Source organism: Azospira sp. MPR-E4 (assembly GCF_058809645.1).
The window spans coordinates 84,778-99,336 of the sequence record NZ_JBXAST010000006.1 but is presented as its reverse complement, the minus strand read 5'-3'; the positions used below and the strand labels follow the sequence as shown (position 1 = coordinate 99,336).

The 14,559-nt window shown below is 67.9% G+C and carries 12 protein-coding genes; 5 read left to right on the top strand and 7 right to left on the bottom strand.

All coding sequences use genetic code 11. From position 1 onward, the window contains the following. The 4 genes from AC1RTA_RS03600 to AC1RTA_RS03585 form a co-directional block, all read right to left on the bottom strand. Positions 1-625, bottom strand: a 625-nt coding sequence (locus AC1RTA_RS03600) for a hypothetical protein (RefSeq protein ID WP_492783975.1), incomplete at its 3' end; no start/stop codon positions are given. Between the two features lie 78 nt (positions 626-703). Continuing rightward, on the bottom strand, positions 704-1,069 hold the full coding sequence (locus AC1RTA_RS03595) for a Crp/Fnr family transcriptional regulator (RefSeq protein ID WP_492783974.1): 366 nt from the start codon (positions 1,067-1,069) through the stop codon (positions 704-706). Positions 1,070-1,089: 20 nt separating this feature from the next. Next, positions 1,090-2,781 carry a Na/Pi cotransporter family protein gene (locus AC1RTA_RS03590; RefSeq protein WP_492783973.1) on the bottom strand — a complete coding sequence of 564 codons (1,692 nt, stop codon included), beginning with the start codon at positions 2,779-2,781 and terminating at the stop codon, positions 1,090-1,092. Between the two features lie 16 nt (positions 2,782-2,797). Further along, complete coding sequence (locus tag AC1RTA_RS03585) at positions 2,798-4,942, bottom strand: hypothetical protein (RefSeq protein WP_492783972.1); 2,145 nt, start codon at positions 4,940-4,942, stop codon at positions 2,798-2,800. Positions 4,943-5,096: 154 nt separating this feature from the next. Between AC1RTA_RS03585 and AC1RTA_RS03580 the strand changes: the two genes are divergently transcribed. Beyond that, a complete protein-coding gene (locus tag AC1RTA_RS03580; protein ID WP_205231005.1) occupies positions 5,097-6,149 on the top strand; it encodes an aldo/keto reductase in 1,053 nt (350 codons plus the stop codon). Between the two features lie 205 nt (positions 6,150-6,354). On the opposite strand, the gene AC1RTA_RS03575 is transcribed toward AC1RTA_RS03580, so the two are convergent. From AC1RTA_RS03575 to AC1RTA_RS03565, 3 genes are all read right to left on the bottom strand, one after another. After that, positions 6,355-6,786, bottom strand: a complete 432-nt coding sequence (locus AC1RTA_RS03575) for a hypothetical protein (RefSeq protein WP_492783971.1) — start codon at positions 6,784-6,786, stop codon at positions 6,355-6,357. Positions 6,787-6,835: 49 nt separating this feature from the next. Further along, complete coding sequence (locus AC1RTA_RS03570; protein ID WP_492783970.1) at positions 6,836-8,020, bottom strand: acyl-CoA dehydrogenase; 1,185 nt, start codon at positions 8,018-8,020, stop codon at positions 6,836-6,838. A gap of 79 nt (positions 8,021-8,099) precedes the next feature. Beyond that, positions 8,100-8,813, bottom strand: a complete 714-nt coding sequence (locus tag AC1RTA_RS03565; RefSeq protein ID WP_130458954.1) for a hypothetical protein — start codon at positions 8,811-8,813, stop codon at positions 8,100-8,102. Between the two features lie 174 nt (positions 8,814-8,987). Between AC1RTA_RS03565 and AC1RTA_RS03560 the strand changes: the two genes are divergently transcribed. The 4 genes from AC1RTA_RS03560 (at position 8,988) to alaS (ending at position 14,544) form a co-directional block, all read left to right on the top strand. Further along, positions 8,988-10,352: an extracellular solute-binding protein gene (locus tag AC1RTA_RS03560; RefSeq protein WP_287873839.1), complete on the top strand. Its 1,365-nt coding sequence runs from the start codon at positions 8,988-8,990 to the stop codon at positions 10,350-10,352. A 35-nt stretch (positions 10,353-10,387) separates the two neighbouring features. Further along, positions 10,388-11,167, top strand: coding sequence for a glycerophosphodiester phosphodiesterase (gene ugpQ / locus AC1RTA_RS03555; RefSeq protein WP_492783969.1), 780 nt, complete (start codon positions 10,388-10,390; stop codon positions 11,165-11,167). A gap of 120 nt (positions 11,168-11,287) precedes the next feature. After that, entirely contained in the window at positions 11,288-11,671 is a 384-nt protein-coding gene (locus AC1RTA_RS03550) for a hypothetical protein (protein ID WP_492783968.1), read from the top strand. 251 nt (positions 11,672-11,922) lie between these two features. Beyond that, the gene (gene alaS, locus AC1RTA_RS03545; RefSeq protein ID WP_492783967.1) at positions 11,923-14,544 is read left to right on the top strand and encodes an alanine--tRNA ligase; all 2,622 of its coding nucleotides are present in this window, start codon (positions 11,923-11,925) and stop codon (positions 14,542-14,544) included. The last annotated feature ends 15 nt before the right edge of the window (positions 14,545-14,559 follow it).

The following is a 14,559-nucleotide window of genomic DNA, read 5'->3' as shown; positions in this document are numbered from 1 at the left end:
GTGGTGGGGCGGGCTTAGAAGGAGTATTTGCCATGTTGCCTCCGTTGATAGTAACTGGGGAGATTATGGATACTTCAGTTGCTTTATTAATTTTTGATTTATCAAGTCCGCCGAGATAAAACGCAATAAATGCCAAGAATGCTACTGCAGCAGTAGCAATCAAAGCTCCACTGGTTTTGTGAAGATAAATTGAGCGACGGTCATTGCATTTAGTGTTCTCGGAAGATGCTTGTACATAGTAATTCATCAAGTAGTCAGAAAAATGCTCTGCTGCCAGTTGTTCTCCATTTTCATATTGTGCGTATGTCTTCTTTAGTGTCTCTCTATAGAGTTCTGTTTCTATTGCTGCAGGAACAAAAGAGTAGGTGTTGTTGTACCAAGATCGAATAAAGAAAAATGTAGCGAATGCTAATGCTGTGGTAGCAAGTCCCAGTAACAGTAAAAACACTATGGCGGCTGTTGAAAAACCTAGGTGCTCATAGTTTTGAAGCATGAAGGCGAGAACGCCAACAAAAGAAACGATGAGGGTCAGAGGAGTCTGCAACCGCGCGTTTAATTTTTCACGAGCATCGATTTCATGAAAATACAGTTTTTCATAAAGAGTAATTGCATCCTTTTTATCCATAGCGGTGACGAAGGTCTCAGGAACTCTTAATTGGTGTGAGATCGATACTCTAAACAAAAAATTTAACTCAGAGTCATATTACTCTTGACTCAGCAACTGATTGGTCGCCCGCAGCCGGTGGGCCATGATGCGCATGACTTCGGTGGCGAAGTGGGGGGTCTGGGCGATGAGGATGTGGAAGCGCTTTTCGTCGATGGCGGCGAAGGTGCAGTCGCTCACGGCGAGGACGCTGGCGGAGTGGGGCAGCCGTTCCACCAGGGACATTTCGCCGAGGATGGCGCCGGCTTCCACTTCGTCCACCGCCCGCTCGCCCACCAGCACCCGGGCGTGGCCATCGAGGAGGACGTAGAGGGCGTCGCCTGGGTCGCCGGCGCGGAAGAGGAAGTCGCCAGCGGCGATGCGGCGCTGGTTGGGTTCGTGGCGGAAGAGGTCGTGGAACAGCATGGGGTTTCTCCTTGGAATGTTCAGTCTTCCGACTCGCTGTCCAGGGCCGGTTCCTTCAGCTCGGGCAGGGAGGCGAAGCGCTGGCTGGCCTTGAAGCCCTGGGCCACGGCGCGGCGCAGGTCGCTGAGGCAGGCCAGCCAGTCGTACATGGCATTGACGTCGGTGCCGCCGGCCCCGGCCTGGAGCAGGGCGGCCTTGCTGCGCTGGTAGGTGTCCTCGAAGCTGTCCCGGGCCTCTTCGGCGCGCAGGGCGATGTTCTCCGGGGCCTCGCCGCAGTCCGGGTCGGCGGCGCCGAAGAAGGCCTGGGCCGAGACCAGCACGGGAGCGACGGCGGCCAGCAGGTCGGTCTGTTCGTCCCGGTTGGGGCTGCTGAGGACCCGGGGGCCGGCCTGGCCGCTGAGAGCCACGTGGTACATGACCCGGGCCAGGGTGTCGTAGTAGTTGGCGATGCGCAGCAACTCGGGCAGCTGTTCGGCCTGGTCCCGGTGCACCTGGCGGCGGCTGACTTCGCCGACGAAGCGGCCGATCTCGGCCTGGAGCTTTTCGATCACTTCCAGGCGGCGGGTGAATTGCACCGCGTCGGCCGGGGCCTGCTGTTGCAGGTGGCGGCAGGCCAGGTTCCCCAGTTCCAGGGCCAGGTGGGCGACCCGGGCCAGTTCCCGGCGCAGGGCCTGCAGCGCCAGCTGGGGCACGGTGGCGACGTTGCGGTCCAGGTAGCGGGGATGGGCGGCGTTGTCTTCGGTGGAGGCGAAGCGGGACAGCAGGAAGGGCACCAGCCAGCGGGAGAGCAGGCCCATCAGCACCACGCCGAGGGCGTTGAAGAGGGTGTGGAAAATCACCAGCTGGGTCACCGGGTCGTCGCCGTCGCCCAGCCCCAGGTCGATGGCCTTTGACAGCCACAGCAGGGGCACCAGCAGGGCGGCGGCCACCACCGCGGTGGCGACGTTGAAGAAGACGTGGGCGGCGGCCAGGCGTTTGGCGTTGGCGGTGGCGCCGATGGCGGCGACGATGCCGGTGAGGGTGGTGCCCACGTTGGCGCCGATGACCAGGGCCGCGGCGGCGGTGAGGGGCAGCATGCCGCCGGCCACCGCTGTCAGGGCCAGGGTCAGGGTGGCGGCGGAGGCCTGCAGGATGACGGTGAGGGCGATGCCGATGAGGATGGCCAGGGCCAGGGCGCCCGGGTCGCTGCCCAGACGCGGCAGGGCGTCCGGCCCCAGACCGGCGAAGCCGTCCTTGAGCAGCTCGATGCCGAGGAAGAGCAGGCCGAAGCCGGCCAGGCTCATGCCCAGGCCGCTGCGCCGGGTGCCTTCGCCGGTGAGCTTGAGGGCCATGCCGATGCCGATGAAGGGCAGGGCGAAGGCGTCGATGGAAATCTTGAAGCCGATCCAGGCCACCAGCCAGCCGGTCACCGAGGAGCCCAGGTTGGAGCCGAAGACCACCCACAGGGCGGCGGCGAAGCTGAGCAGGCCCGCATTGACGAAGCCGATGGCGGCCACGGTCATGGCGGTGGAGGACTGCACCAGGGCGGTGACGCAGATGCCGGTGATGAGGCCGTGCAGGCGGGTCCGCGTCCACGCCGCCAGGATGCGCTCCAGGGCCCGCCCGGCGGCCAGTTTGAGGCCGTCGGTGAGCATGGTCATGCCCAGCAGGAAGAGACCGATGCCGCCCAGCAGGGCGGTCAGCAGGCCGAGGAGGGAGGTGCCTGCCGTCACGGGCGGCCCGCGCCCATCAGACGTGGCCCCGCAGCACCACCCAGGCGAAGACGGCCAGCAGCACCAGGAAGGTCAGGGCCCAGGGCCACACCCGGCGCTTGTCGGCGTAGGGGTCGGTGAGGGCCCGCTCGGCACCATCCGGCAGCTTGGCCAACTGGGTCAGGGCGGTGCCGAAGGGAATGTTGATGCGGGCCCGGGCATTCACCGCCCAGCCGTTGGCGTCCAGCAGGGGCCCCAGGGTGCGGCTCCTGAGCTTGAACCAGGCCAGCAGCATGGAAGGGCCGGAGACCATGAGCATGAGGCCGGCCACGGCGATGGGCATCTGCCACCAGGAGAGGCCGAGGAAGCCGGTGACCACCGAGGCGATGGCGGTGCCGATGGCGCCCACGGCCAGGCCCAGGGCGGCGAAGATGCCGGCGAACTTGCCCACGTCGAAGGGCGTCGGTGCCGGCTTGGCCGCAGCCGGGGCGGCGGGTGCGCTTTCCACCTTCTTGGCGCCGTCGGCCACCAGGGAGGCGGACTGCTGCTCCACGGCGGCGGCCTTGGCGGCGGCGAATTTCTGGAACTGCTCGCCGATCATGCGCGCCACCTTGCGGTAGGGCGACCAGAAGGCCTGGCGGATGCTGATGGGGTGGTCCACGATCTTGCTGATGGTGGCGTTCCAGTCCCGGCCCTGGCGGTCGTAGAAGACACCGTTGCGGCCCACCAGCAGCTGGTCCGAATCGCCGGCGGTGAAGGCGGCGGCGATGGAGAGCTTTTCGCCGCCGCGCTGGCAGTCGCAATAGACCAGGCAGATGCGGGAGAGGCCGGCCAGGGCGGCGTGTTTGGCGGCGTCGTTCACCGGGATCACCAGTTCGCAGCTGCGGCCGTCCAGGTACAGGGTGCCGGCCTGGAACATGGCCTTGCCGCGGCGGGTGTAGAAGTCGCGGAAGGAGACGAAGTTGTTGGCCAGCAGGGCCAGGTCGCGCACGTAATGCACCAGCCGGTCGGCGCTGCTGATGGCCTCGAATTCGGGGGCCACGGCGGCGTCCTCGGCGATGAGGGCGAGCAGGCGCGCCGGCAGGTTGCCGGCGAGGATGGCCTGCAGCCGCTCCAGCCCCAGCTCGGCCACCGGGGTTTCGACCCGGGCGGCGAGCCAGTCCTCATGGGCCTGCAGCCTGGCCAGCAGGGCCTGCCAGTCGGCCTCCGTCAGTGCTTGCCGCTGGCCCAGCAGGGGCGTCACGGCGGCGCTGGCCAGGGTGGCTACGGCAGCGCTCCAGGCCGGGTTGAGGCCGCCTTCCAGAGGCAGGGGGCGGCCGGCTTCAATGCGGGCCAGGGGCAGGGCGGCGATGGCCGCATCCCCCGCTTCCAGGTTGCGCGTCGCCAGGGCCTTGAGGTCGTCCTCGGCGCCGTTCATGAGGCCGCCGGCCCGGGGGTCGAAAGCGGCCAGGCGGCAGCGGGTGAAATAGTCCTCCACCTTGGCCCGCACCGCGGCCACGGCGTCCCGGGCGGCGGCGGTGGCCTCGCCCAGGGGCAGCACGGCGCCATCCTGCCGGGCGGCGGCCTGCCACTCGCACCAGGCCTTGGCCTCGGCCAGGAAGCGCTCGGCCTGGGCCTGGGATACGCCGGGCTCGCCGCTGCGGTCGGTGTCGCTGCCGATGCGCTCCATGATCTCCTGCACCAGGGCGGCCAGGGCCTCGTCCTGGCAGTTGGCCGGGGTGACGATGCCGTCGCCGTTGAAGCGGGCGGCGGCGAAAATGGCGGCGATGTCGGAGGTGTCGGCCGGGGTGATGCTGGCGGCCTCGCCCTTGCCCAGGCTCTGCAGGATGCGCCGGGCGGCGGCCAGCACCTGGCGGCCTTCCTCGCTGCTGTCGTCGATGGCGTCCAGGGGCAGGGTGGCGGCGCCGGCGCCGAGCAGGGCCTTGTCCTTGAGCAGGGCGCCGGTCCAGTGCAGGGCGGCGATCAGTTCCGGGGCGCGGATGTGGCCGTCCCGGTCGGTGTCGATCAGCTCCAGGGTGCGGCGGTCGAACTCCAGGCCCTGGATGGGGCAGGAGAGGGCGACCCACAGCTTCTGGTCCAGCTGGTCCAGGTGCAGCAGGTCCTCGGCCCGGTCCAGGCGCACCTGGTCGAAGCCCCCGGCGCGGAAGAAGCGCCAGCGGTGGGTGTTCTGGGGAGTGGTCATGGAATGGCGGTCCTCGGTCGGTGGGCGGGAAGGCAGCGCCGGCCCTTCGTTGGCGGGGCCGTGCCTGGATATGCGCCGAGTATAGGAAACCCGACCCGCTCTGAATAGTGGGGACGAGCCGCTAGAATGGCGTACCCCCTCTACGGAGCACAGCATGGAATATCGCGCATTGGGCCGCAGCGAGCTCAAGGTTTCCGCCGTCTGCCTCGGCACCATGACCTTCGGCCAGCAGAACAGCGAGGCCGAAGGGCACGCCCAGCTGGACCGGGCCGTCGCCGCCGGCATCAATTTCATCGACACCGCCGAGATGTATCCGGTGCCCGCCCGGGCCGAGACCTACGGCGCCACGGAGCGCATCGTCGGCTCCTGGCTCAAGCGCCAGGCCCGGGACCAGGTGGTGATCGCCACCAAGGCCGCCGGCCCCGCCCGCAGGATGGAGTGGATCCGCGGCGGCCCCCTGGCTTTCGATCTGGCCAATCTGCGCCGCGCCCTGGAGGATTCCCTCCAGCGCCTGCAGACCGACTACGTGGACCTCTACCAGCTGCACTGGCCGGCCCGCAACCAGCCCATGTTCGGCCAGTGGCAGTTCGAGCCGGAACAGGAACGGGAGTCCACGCCCCTGCGGGAAACCCTGGAGGCCCTGGCGGTGCTGGTGCAGGAGGGCAAGATCCGCCAGGTGGGCGTCTCCAACGAGCATCCCTGGGGCGTCATGGAATTCCTGCGCCTGGCCCGGGAGCACGGCCTGCCGGCCATCGCCTCCACCCAGAACGCCTACAACCTGATCAACCGCCTCTACGACACCGGCGGCCTGTCCGAAGTCTGCTTCCGGGAGCGGGTGTCCCTGCTGGCCTATTCGCCCCTGGCCTTCGGCCATCTCTCCGGCAAGTACCTGGCCGATGCCAAGGCGGCGGGGCGCATCACCGCCTTCCCCGGTTTCGGCCAGCGTTACGAGAAGGTCAATGTGCCGCCGGCCCTGGCCGCCTACCGGGAGCTGGCCGCCCGCCACGGCCTTTCCATGACCGGGCTGGCCCTGGCCTTCTGCTACAACCGGCCCGGCGTCACCAGCACCATCATCGGCGCCACCTCCCTGGCCCAGCTGGAGGAAAACCTGGAGGCCTGGGAACGGCGGCCCGGGGCCGAGCAGTGGCGCGCCATCCAGGCCGACATCGACGCCGTGCACCAGCGCTATCCCAACCCCGCCCTGTAGGGTGGCGAGCGGCTGTCGCGTCATGGCACAAGGGCGCCCCGGTGGCGCCCTTGTCGTTGCGGCGGTCACCATGGAAGGCGCGGTGGCGCTGGCGGCTGCCCTCGCACTGCCCGGAGTCAGCATTGCGGCACCGGATCGGCGGGCAGCAAAAAGCCCGTTGCGGACAGGGCCGGAACGGGCTTCTCTGGGGGGCGGCAGACGGCGCTCAGTGCTTGGCCGCCTCGCCTTCCTTGGCGGCTTCCTTGGCCCCTTCCTTCGGCGCTTCGGCGGCGCTATCGGCCGGTGCGGCTTCGGCGTCGGCCTTCTTCTTGGTCTTCTTCTTTTTCGGGTCTTCCGGCGGCGGCGCCGGGGGCAGGGTGGGGGCGATGGTCTGGATCTGGTTTTCCCGCATGTACACGTCCATCTCGCGCCAGCCGCCGTACACCGCGTCCTTGGGCAGCCAGTAATAGACGCTGTAGCAATCCTCGATGGCGCGGCCGGACTGGCGGCAGGCGCCGCCTACGGCCTTGCCTTCGGCCTCCAGCTTGGCGGCCTTGGCCGCCTGGTCCTCGATGCCCAGCTTGCTCTGGACCTGGTCGCAGCCGCCCAGCAGTAGGGGGGCGGCAAGAATGGTGATGGCGATGGCGCTTCTTTTCATGGTCGGCCTTTGATTTGGTCCCTGGATTCTATCTCAGCTGGCGCTTCTGTCAGTTGGCGAAGGCGGCGATGCCGGTCTGGGCCCGGCCCAGGATGAGGGCGTGGATGTCGTGGGTGCCTTCGTAGGTATTCACCACTTCCAGGTTCAGCATGTGGCGCACCACGTGGAATTCGTCGCTGATACCGTTGCCGCCGTGCATGTCCCTGGCCGTCCGGGCGATCTCCAGGGCCTTGCCGCAGGAGTTGCGCTTCAAGAGGGAGGTCATTTCCGGCGCATCCTGGCCCGCGTCCTTCAGGCGGCCCAGGCGCAGGCAGCCCTGCAGGCCCAGGGCGATCTCGGTCTGCATGTCCGCCAGCTTCTTCTGCACCAGCTGGTTGGCGGCCAGGGGACGGCCGAACTGGGGCCGGTCCAGGGTGTATTGGCGGGCCGCGTGCCAGCAGGCTTCGGCGGCGCCGAGGGCGCCCCAGGCGATGCCGTAGCGGGCCTGGTTGAGGCAGGCGAAGGGGCCCTTGAGGCCCTTCACCTTGGGCAGCAGGTTTTCTTCCGGCACGAACACCTTGTCCATGACGATCTCGCCGGTGACCGAGGCCCGCAGGCCCATCTTGCCCTGGATGACCGGGGCGGACAGGTCCTTCATGCCCTTCTCCAGGACGAAGCCGCGGATTTCGCCGCCGTCCTCATCCTGGCCGTCCTTGGCCCAGACCACGAAGACGTCGGCGATGGGGGAATTGGTGATCCACATCTTGGCCCCCGTCAGCTCCCAGCCACCGGGCACGGCCTTGGCGCGGCTTTCCATGGAGCCGGGGTCGGAGCCGTGGTTGGGCTCGGTGAGGCCGAAACAGCCGATCAGCTCGCCGGTCGCCATCTTCGGCAATAGCCGCTCCTTCAGGGCCTCGCTGCCGAAGGCGTGGATGGGGTACATGGCCAGGGAGGACTGCACCGAGACCATGGAGCGGTAGCCCGAATCGACCCGCTCGATCTCCCGGGCCAGCAGGCCGTAGGAAACGTAGCTGGCGCCGGCGCAGCCGTAGCCGTCGAGGGTGGCGCCGAGCAGCCCCAGTTCCCCCAGTTCGCGGAAGATGGCCGGATCAGTCTGTTCGTGGCGGAAGGCCTGGACGATGCGGGGCAGCAGCCGGTCCTGGCTGTAGTGGCGGGCGGTGTCCCGAATCTGGCGCTCTTCGGCGCTGAGCTGGTCGTCCAGCTGCAGGGGGTCTTCCCAGTTGAAGCGGCTCATGGGCTCCTCTTCCTTTATTCCTCCTTGATGGAGCGGGGATTTTAACCGCATTCCCCGGTGCCGCAGGCGGCCGCCGGGCTCACTCGGTCTCCTGGCGCCGGTCGCCCTGGCGGCGTTCGGGTCCTGCGTGGGTCTGTTCCGCCTGGCGCCGGTCGTCGCCCCGGCCCAGAGTCGGGCGGGCCTTGTGGGCCAGCACCTTCTGCCGCATCTCCTCGCCCAGGGCCTGCAGGGCCTCGTCGTCCAGGGATTCGGCCAGTTCGATGATCTTGCGCCGGGTGGCGTCCTCGTTGCGCTGCACGACGTTGAAGAGCAGCCACAGGGCCAGGGCGTTGATCACCACCAGCACCACCTCCAGATAGAGCAGGGGGGTGAAGATGGGGCGCTGGGAACGGTCGCCGAGGATGAAGTAGAAGCTGTCGAAGCCCGAGGTCGCCGCCTGGCGCAGCAGGGAGGGATAGGGCTCGAAGGGCGGGAAGAGGCAGATCAGCGCCAGGTTCACCAGGGTGAACAGGCCGATGGCACGGCTGTAGCGGAAGCGGGGAATCTCGTGGGCCTCCCGCTGTTGCAGCAGCAGCCAGGCGCTGAGGGCGTTGGCGGCGACGAACATGAGCTGCAGGGTCAGCAGCTCCTGGTGGATGGGCTTGTGCCCCAGCTGGGTCAGCAGGGGGTAGAAGCCGTCGAAGGAATTGAGGGCGCCCCGGGCCAGGGGGATGTTGTTGAAGGGGGGGAACAGCACCATCAGCAGCAGGTCCAGCAGGGCGACGATGCACACCAGTCTCTGATATTTGTTCATGGCTCTCGCTCTCGGTGGCGCCGGGCATGGATGCCCATGCACGAGTCATTATGGTGGCTGGGCCGGGGGCTGACAAGCAGGCCGGCGGCCCCCGGGGCCGGGTCTGGCGTTGTCCTCCGGCGGTCATCTTTCCGGCGCTATAATTGCCGTTTTAGCACTGCTTGAGGATTGGCGATGTTCATTTCCGCCCGACGCACTTCTTTGCTTGCCCTTTCCCTGGCCGCCGCCTTCGCCCTGGCCGGCCCCGCCCAGGCCGCCAAGCCGGCCAAGGCCCCTGCCGCCCCGGCCAAGGCTGCCGCTCCCCAGGAACCGGTGGAACTGACCCTGTCCCACCAGCTGGAAGAATCCCGCACCTCCCGCCTGCAGGAAGTGGTGGACCGCTTCAACGGCCAGCAGAAGGCCTACAAGGTGGTGCTGGTGCACCGCCAGGGCGGCGCCGGCAACTACCATATGAACCTGGCCCTGCGCGACGAGCTGAGCCACTTCGTCAGCGGCAAGGAACCCTACCGGGCCCTGCACCAGGTCATCAGCGAGAGCAAGGAAAAGATCGACACCGCCCGCCTGGCGCCCGAACTGCGCAGCGGCGTCACCGACGGCAAGGGCCGTCTGCTGGGCCTGCCCATGGCCTACTCGACCCCGGTGCTGTTCTACAGCAAGAGTGCCTTCCGCCGCGCCGGCCTGGATCCCGAGGCGCCGCCCAAGACCTGGTGGGAACTGCAGGCCGTGGCCGGCAAGCTGTTCGACGCCGGCATCAAGTGCCCCTACACCACCTCCCGCCCGGCCTGGGTGCACATCGACAACCTGGCCGCCCGCAACAACGTGGAAACCGTGGGCGAGAAGGGCGAGATGGCCTTCAACGGCATGATGCAGGTCAAGCACGTGGCCCTGCTCAACTCCTGGTACAAGGCCCGCTACTTCCATACCTTCGGTGGCCAGAATGAGGCCGACGCCCACTTCGCCAGCGGCGAGTGCGGCATGATCACCACCGCCTCCGACCGCTTCGTCACCTTCCGCGAGAACAAGGACCTGGACGTGGGCGTGGCGCCCCTGCCCTATTACGACGACGCCTACGGCGCTCCCCGCCAGGCCCTGGCCGACGGCGCCTCCCTGTGGGTCGGCCCCGGCCACAAGGCCGCCGAGTACAAGGGCGTGGCCAAGTTCGTCGGCTTCCTCATGGCTCCCGACATGCAGGTGGAAATCGCCCGCTCCGGCGGCTACCTGCCCCTCACCGCCGCCGCCCAGGCCGCGGCCAAGGGCAAGCTGCTCAAGGACGACATGCGCAACATCGACGTGGCCCAGGCCCAGCTCGGCCCGGTGCTGCCCCGCACCTCGGTGAGCAAGGCTGCCGCCCTGACCCCGGTGGTCTCCGCCATCAACCCGGTGCGCCTGATCATCGACGAGGAGCTGGAGCAGGTGTGGTCCAACAAGAAGCCGGCCAAGCTGGCCCTGGACAACGCCGTCAGCCGCGCCAACGCGGTTCTGCGTTCCGGCGCCGCCGCCCGTCTGGCCGAAGCGCCGGCGGCCTCCAAGGTGCGCTGATCCGCGTTGTGGGCCTGCAAGTGCCGCCACAAGAAATGCCGGTCCCTGGGGCCGGCGTTTTTGCATCCGCTCCCGCCTATCCCCGGCTCATCGCCCACCGGGGCGGCGGCAGCCGCGCGCCGGAAAACACCCTGGCCGCCATCCGCGCCGGCCACCGTGCCGGTTTCGCCGGGGTGGAATTCGACGCCATGCTCAGTGCCGACGGCACCCCTTTCCTGATCCACGACGAAACCCTGGAACGCACCAGCAATGGCCGCGGCGCCGTGGCGGCCAGCAGCGACGCGCTCCTGGCCGGCCTGGATGCGGGCAGCTGGCATTCCCCCGCCTTCCGCGGCGAACCCCTGCCGACCCTGGCAGCGGCCCTGGACCTGTGCCGCAGCCTGGGCCTGTGGGTCAATCTGGAAATCAAGCCGAGTCGCGGCCGGGAGGCTGAAACCGGCGCCGCCGTGGCCGAGGTGGCGGCCCGGGCGGTGGCTGCCGGCCTGCCGGCGTCCGCCCTGGTGCTCTCCTCCTTTGCCGAAGAGGCCCTGGCAGCCGCGCGGCAGACGGCTCCCGGCCTGGCCCGGGCCCTCCTGGTGACGGCCGTGCCGGCGGACTGGGAAGCCCGTCTGGCGCGCCTGGGGGCGGTGGCCCTGCATTGCGCCGCCGCCGGGCTGGACGAGCATACGGTGCGGCAGCTGGCCGCCGGGCTGGCCGCCCGGGGCGGGGCCCTGGCCTGCTACACGGTCAATGACGCGGCTCGTATTTCCGCCCTGCTGCAGTGGGGCGTCGCCGGGGTGTTCACCGACCGCCTGGACCTGGCCGGCCCGGCCTGACCTGGCATCTCGGATACATCCGCTTACACACGCTTACTTCCTGCTTGTCGTCGGCCGCCGGGCCATGACGTTAAAGTGGCCATGGGAATCGCCCATGACATTCAAATCAGGAGACCTGCCATGAAGACCTTCAAGCCCGTTGCCGCCGCCGCCTTCTTCCTCGCCCTGTCCGGCCCCCTGCTGGCCCAGACCGTCACGCCCAAGGTGGACCAGCGCCAGGCCAACCAGGAGCAGCGCATCGACCAGGGCGCCCAGAGCGGCACCCTCACCGGCAAGGAAGCGGCCCGGCTGGAGAAGGGCCAGACCCACGTGGAAAACGTGGAGACCCGGACCCTGGCCGACGGCAAGGTGACGGCCCGGGAGCGGGCCCGCCTGGACCACGCCCAGGACGTGCAGAGCCGCCGCATCGCCCGGGAAAAGCGGGACGGCCAGCATGATTTCAACCACGACCGCCGCAGCGACCGGGCCGAGCACCGGGCTGCCCGCCGCGCCGCGCGTCAGTAAGCCGCTGCCGGCCGCGGCACCGCCGTCGCCGCCGGCATTTGCGACCACCCGGCCAGGAGCCCCGTCCCGCGGGCATCCTGGCCGGCCCGGGGCTCGCCTGGCGCGGGCCTCGGCGCTTTGTCCAAGGCCGCCATGCTCCTGCTGAACACGGGCACTGCGGCAAGCCGGTCCCGGCCCGGTTCAATGATAAAATGCGCGTTTTTCCAATTCAGTCGCCCCCGCCATTGGCCGGGGCCAAGGATGCAACGACGATGAAAAGCGCCGAAATCCGCCAGAAGTTCCTCGACTTCTTCGCCTCCAAGGGCCACCAGATTGTCTCTTCCAGCTCCCTGGTGCCCCACGAAGACCCCACCCTGCTGTTCACCAACGCCGGCATGAACCAGTTCAAGGACGTCTTCCTCGGTTTCGACAAGCGTCCCTACACCCGGGCCACCACTTCCCAGAAGTGCGTGCGAGCCGGCGGCAAGCACAACGACCTGGAGAACGTGGGCTACACCGCCCGCCACCACACCTTCTTCGAGATGCTGGGCAACTTCAGCTTCGGCGACTACTTCAAGCGCGACGCCATCACCTACGCCTGGGAGCTGCTCACCGTCGTCTTCGGACTGCCCAAGGACAAGCTCACCGTCACCGTCTATGCGGAGGACGACGAGGCCTACGACATCTGGACCAAGGAAATCGGCGTGCCCGTGGAGCGGGTCATCCGTATCGGCGACAACAAGGGTTCCCGCTACGCTTCCGACAACTTCTGGATGATGGGCGACACCGGTCCCTGCGGCCCCTGCACCGAGATTTTCTACGATCACGGCGAGCACATCTGGGGCGGCCCTCCCGGGTCCCCCGAGGAAGACGGCGACCGCTTCATCGAAATCTGGAACAACGTCTTCATGCAGTTCAACCGGGACGAAGCCGGGGTCATGCACCCGCTGCCCAAGCCCAGCGTGGACACCGGCATGGGCCTGGAGCGCATCGCCGCCGTGCTGCAGGGCGTGCACGCCAACTACGAGATCGACCTGTTCCAGCGCCTGATCGCCGCCGCCGCCCGGGAAACCTCCGGCGCCGACATGGACAGCCCGTCGCTGAAGGTGCTGGCCGACCACATCCGCGCCTGTTCCTTCCTCATCGCCGACGGCGTCATCCCGGGCAATGAAGGCCGGGGCTACGTCCTGCGCCGCATTATCCGCCGCGCCATCCGCCACGGCTACAAGCTGGGCGCCCGCGCCGCCTTCTTCCACAAGATGGTGCCGGACCTGGTGGCCGAGATGGGCGCCGCCTATCCCGAGCTGGCCTCCGGCGAAAAGCGCGTCATGGACGTGCTGAAGCAGGAAGAGGAGCGCTTCTTCGCCACCATCGAACACGGCATGGCCATCCTCGAAGACGAGCTGGCCCAGATGGCTGCAGCCGGCTCCACCGTCTTCAACGGCGAGACCGCCTTCAAGCTGCACGACACCTACGGCTTCCCCCTGGACCTCACCGCCGACATCTGCCGCGAGCGCAACTTCACCGTGGATGCTCCGGCTTTCGACGCCGCCATGGCCCGCCAGAAGGAACAGGCCCGCGCCGCCGGCAAGTTCAAGATGGCCGCCAACCTGGAATACGACGGCCCCGCCACCACCTTCCACGGCTACGACACCCTGGAGTTCAAGGGCAACGTGCTGGCCCTGTACAAGGACGGCGTCGCGGTCAATGAACTGCACGAAGGCGACATGGGCGTGGTGGTGCTGGACAACACCCCCTTCTACGCCGAATCCGGCGGCCAGGTGGGCGACCGGGGCGCGCTGCAGAGCGTGCACGGCATCTTCGCGGTGGAAGACACCCAGAAGATCCAGGCCACCGTCTTCGGCCACCACGGCGTGGTCAAGACCGGCACCCTGACGGTGGGCAACAACGTCACCGCCAAGGTGGACATCCAGGCCCGGGCCCGCACCGTGCGCAACCACTCCGCCACCCACCTGATGCACAAGGCCCTGCGCGAAGTGCTGGGCGGCCATGTGCAGCAGAAGGGCTCCCAGGTGGACCCGGACAAGACCCGCTTCGACTTCGCCCACAACGCGCCCATGAGCGATGAGGAAATCCGCAAGGTGGAAGCCATCGTCAATGCGGAAGTGCTGGCCAACGCCGCCACCGAAGCCCAGGTCATGGGCATCGACGACGCCCAGAAGAGCGGCGCCATGATGCTCTTCGGCGAGAAGTACGGCGACGAGGTGCGGGTGCTTTCCATCGGCTCCTCCAAGGAACTGTGCGGCGGTACCCACGTCACCCGCACCGGCGACATCGGCCTCTTCAAGATCGTCGCCGAATCCGGCGTTGCCGCCGGCGTGCGCCGCGTCGAGGCCATCACCGGCGACAACGCCCTGGCTTTGGTGCAGCAGCAGCAGGCCGTGCTGGCCCAGGCCGCCGCCGCCTTCAAGGCCCCGGTGGCCGAGCTGCCGGCCAAGATCGCCCAGACCCAGGAGGCCGTGAAGGCTCTGGAGAAGGAACTGGCCAAGTTGAAGTCCAAGCTGGCTTCCAGCCAGGGCGACGACCTGGTGAACCAGGCCGTGGAAGTGAAGGGCGCCAAGGTCCTCGCCGCCACCCTGGAAGGGGCCGACGTCACCGCCCTGCGGGAGACCATGGACAAGCTGAAGGACAAGCTCAAGTCCGCCGCCATCGTCCTGGCCTCCAGCGCCGAAGGCAAGGTCACCCTGATCGCCGGCGTCACCGCCGACCTCACCGCCAAGGTCAAGGCCGGCGAGCTGGTCAATCAGGTGGCCCAGCAGGTGGGCGGCAAGGGCGGCGGCCGTCCCGACATGGCCCAGGCCGGCGGCACCCAGCCGGAAAACCTGCCGGCAGCCCTGGATTCCGTGGCTGCCTGGGTGGCAGGCAAGCTCTAAGCTGCCGCTTTCCCT

Excerpts from the sequence above, each read along its gene's own strand:
- AC1RTA_RS03595 (WP_492783974.1), bottom strand. The coding sequence starts at position 1,069 with ATGCTGTTCCACGACCTCTTCCGCCACGAACCCAACCAGCGCCGCATC.
- AC1RTA_RS03585 (WP_492783972.1), bottom strand. The coding sequence starts at position 4,942 with ATGACCACTCCCCAGAACACCCACCGCTGGCGCTTCTTCCGCGCCGGG.
- AC1RTA_RS03580 (WP_205231005.1), top strand. The coding sequence starts at position 5,097 with ATGGAATATCGCGCATTGGGCCGCAGCGAGCTCAAGGTTTCCGCCGTC.
- AC1RTA_RS03575 (WP_492783971.1), bottom strand. The coding sequence starts at position 6,786 with ATGAAAAGAAGCGCCATCGCCATCACCATTCTTGCCGCCCCCCTACTG.
- AC1RTA_RS03570 (WP_492783970.1), bottom strand. The coding sequence starts at position 8,020 with ATGAGCCGCTTCAACTGGGAAGACCCCCTGCAGCTGGACGACCAGCTC.
- AC1RTA_RS03565 (WP_130458954.1), bottom strand. The coding sequence starts at position 8,813 with ATGAACAAATATCAGAGACTGGTGTGCATCGTCGCCCTGCTGGACCTG.
- AC1RTA_RS03560 (WP_287873839.1), top strand. The coding sequence starts at position 8,988 with ATGTTCATTTCCGCCCGACGCACTTCTTTGCTTGCCCTTTCCCTGGCC.
- ugpQ (WP_492783969.1), top strand. The coding sequence starts at position 10,388 with ATGCCGGTCCCTGGGGCCGGCGTTTTTGCATCCGCTCCCGCCTATCCC.
- AC1RTA_RS03550 (WP_492783968.1), top strand. The coding sequence starts at position 11,288 with ATGAAGACCTTCAAGCCCGTTGCCGCCGCCGCCTTCTTCCTCGCCCTG.
- alaS (WP_492783967.1), top strand. The coding sequence starts at position 11,923 with ATGAAAAGCGCCGAAATCCGCCAGAAGTTCCTCGACTTCTTCGCCTCC.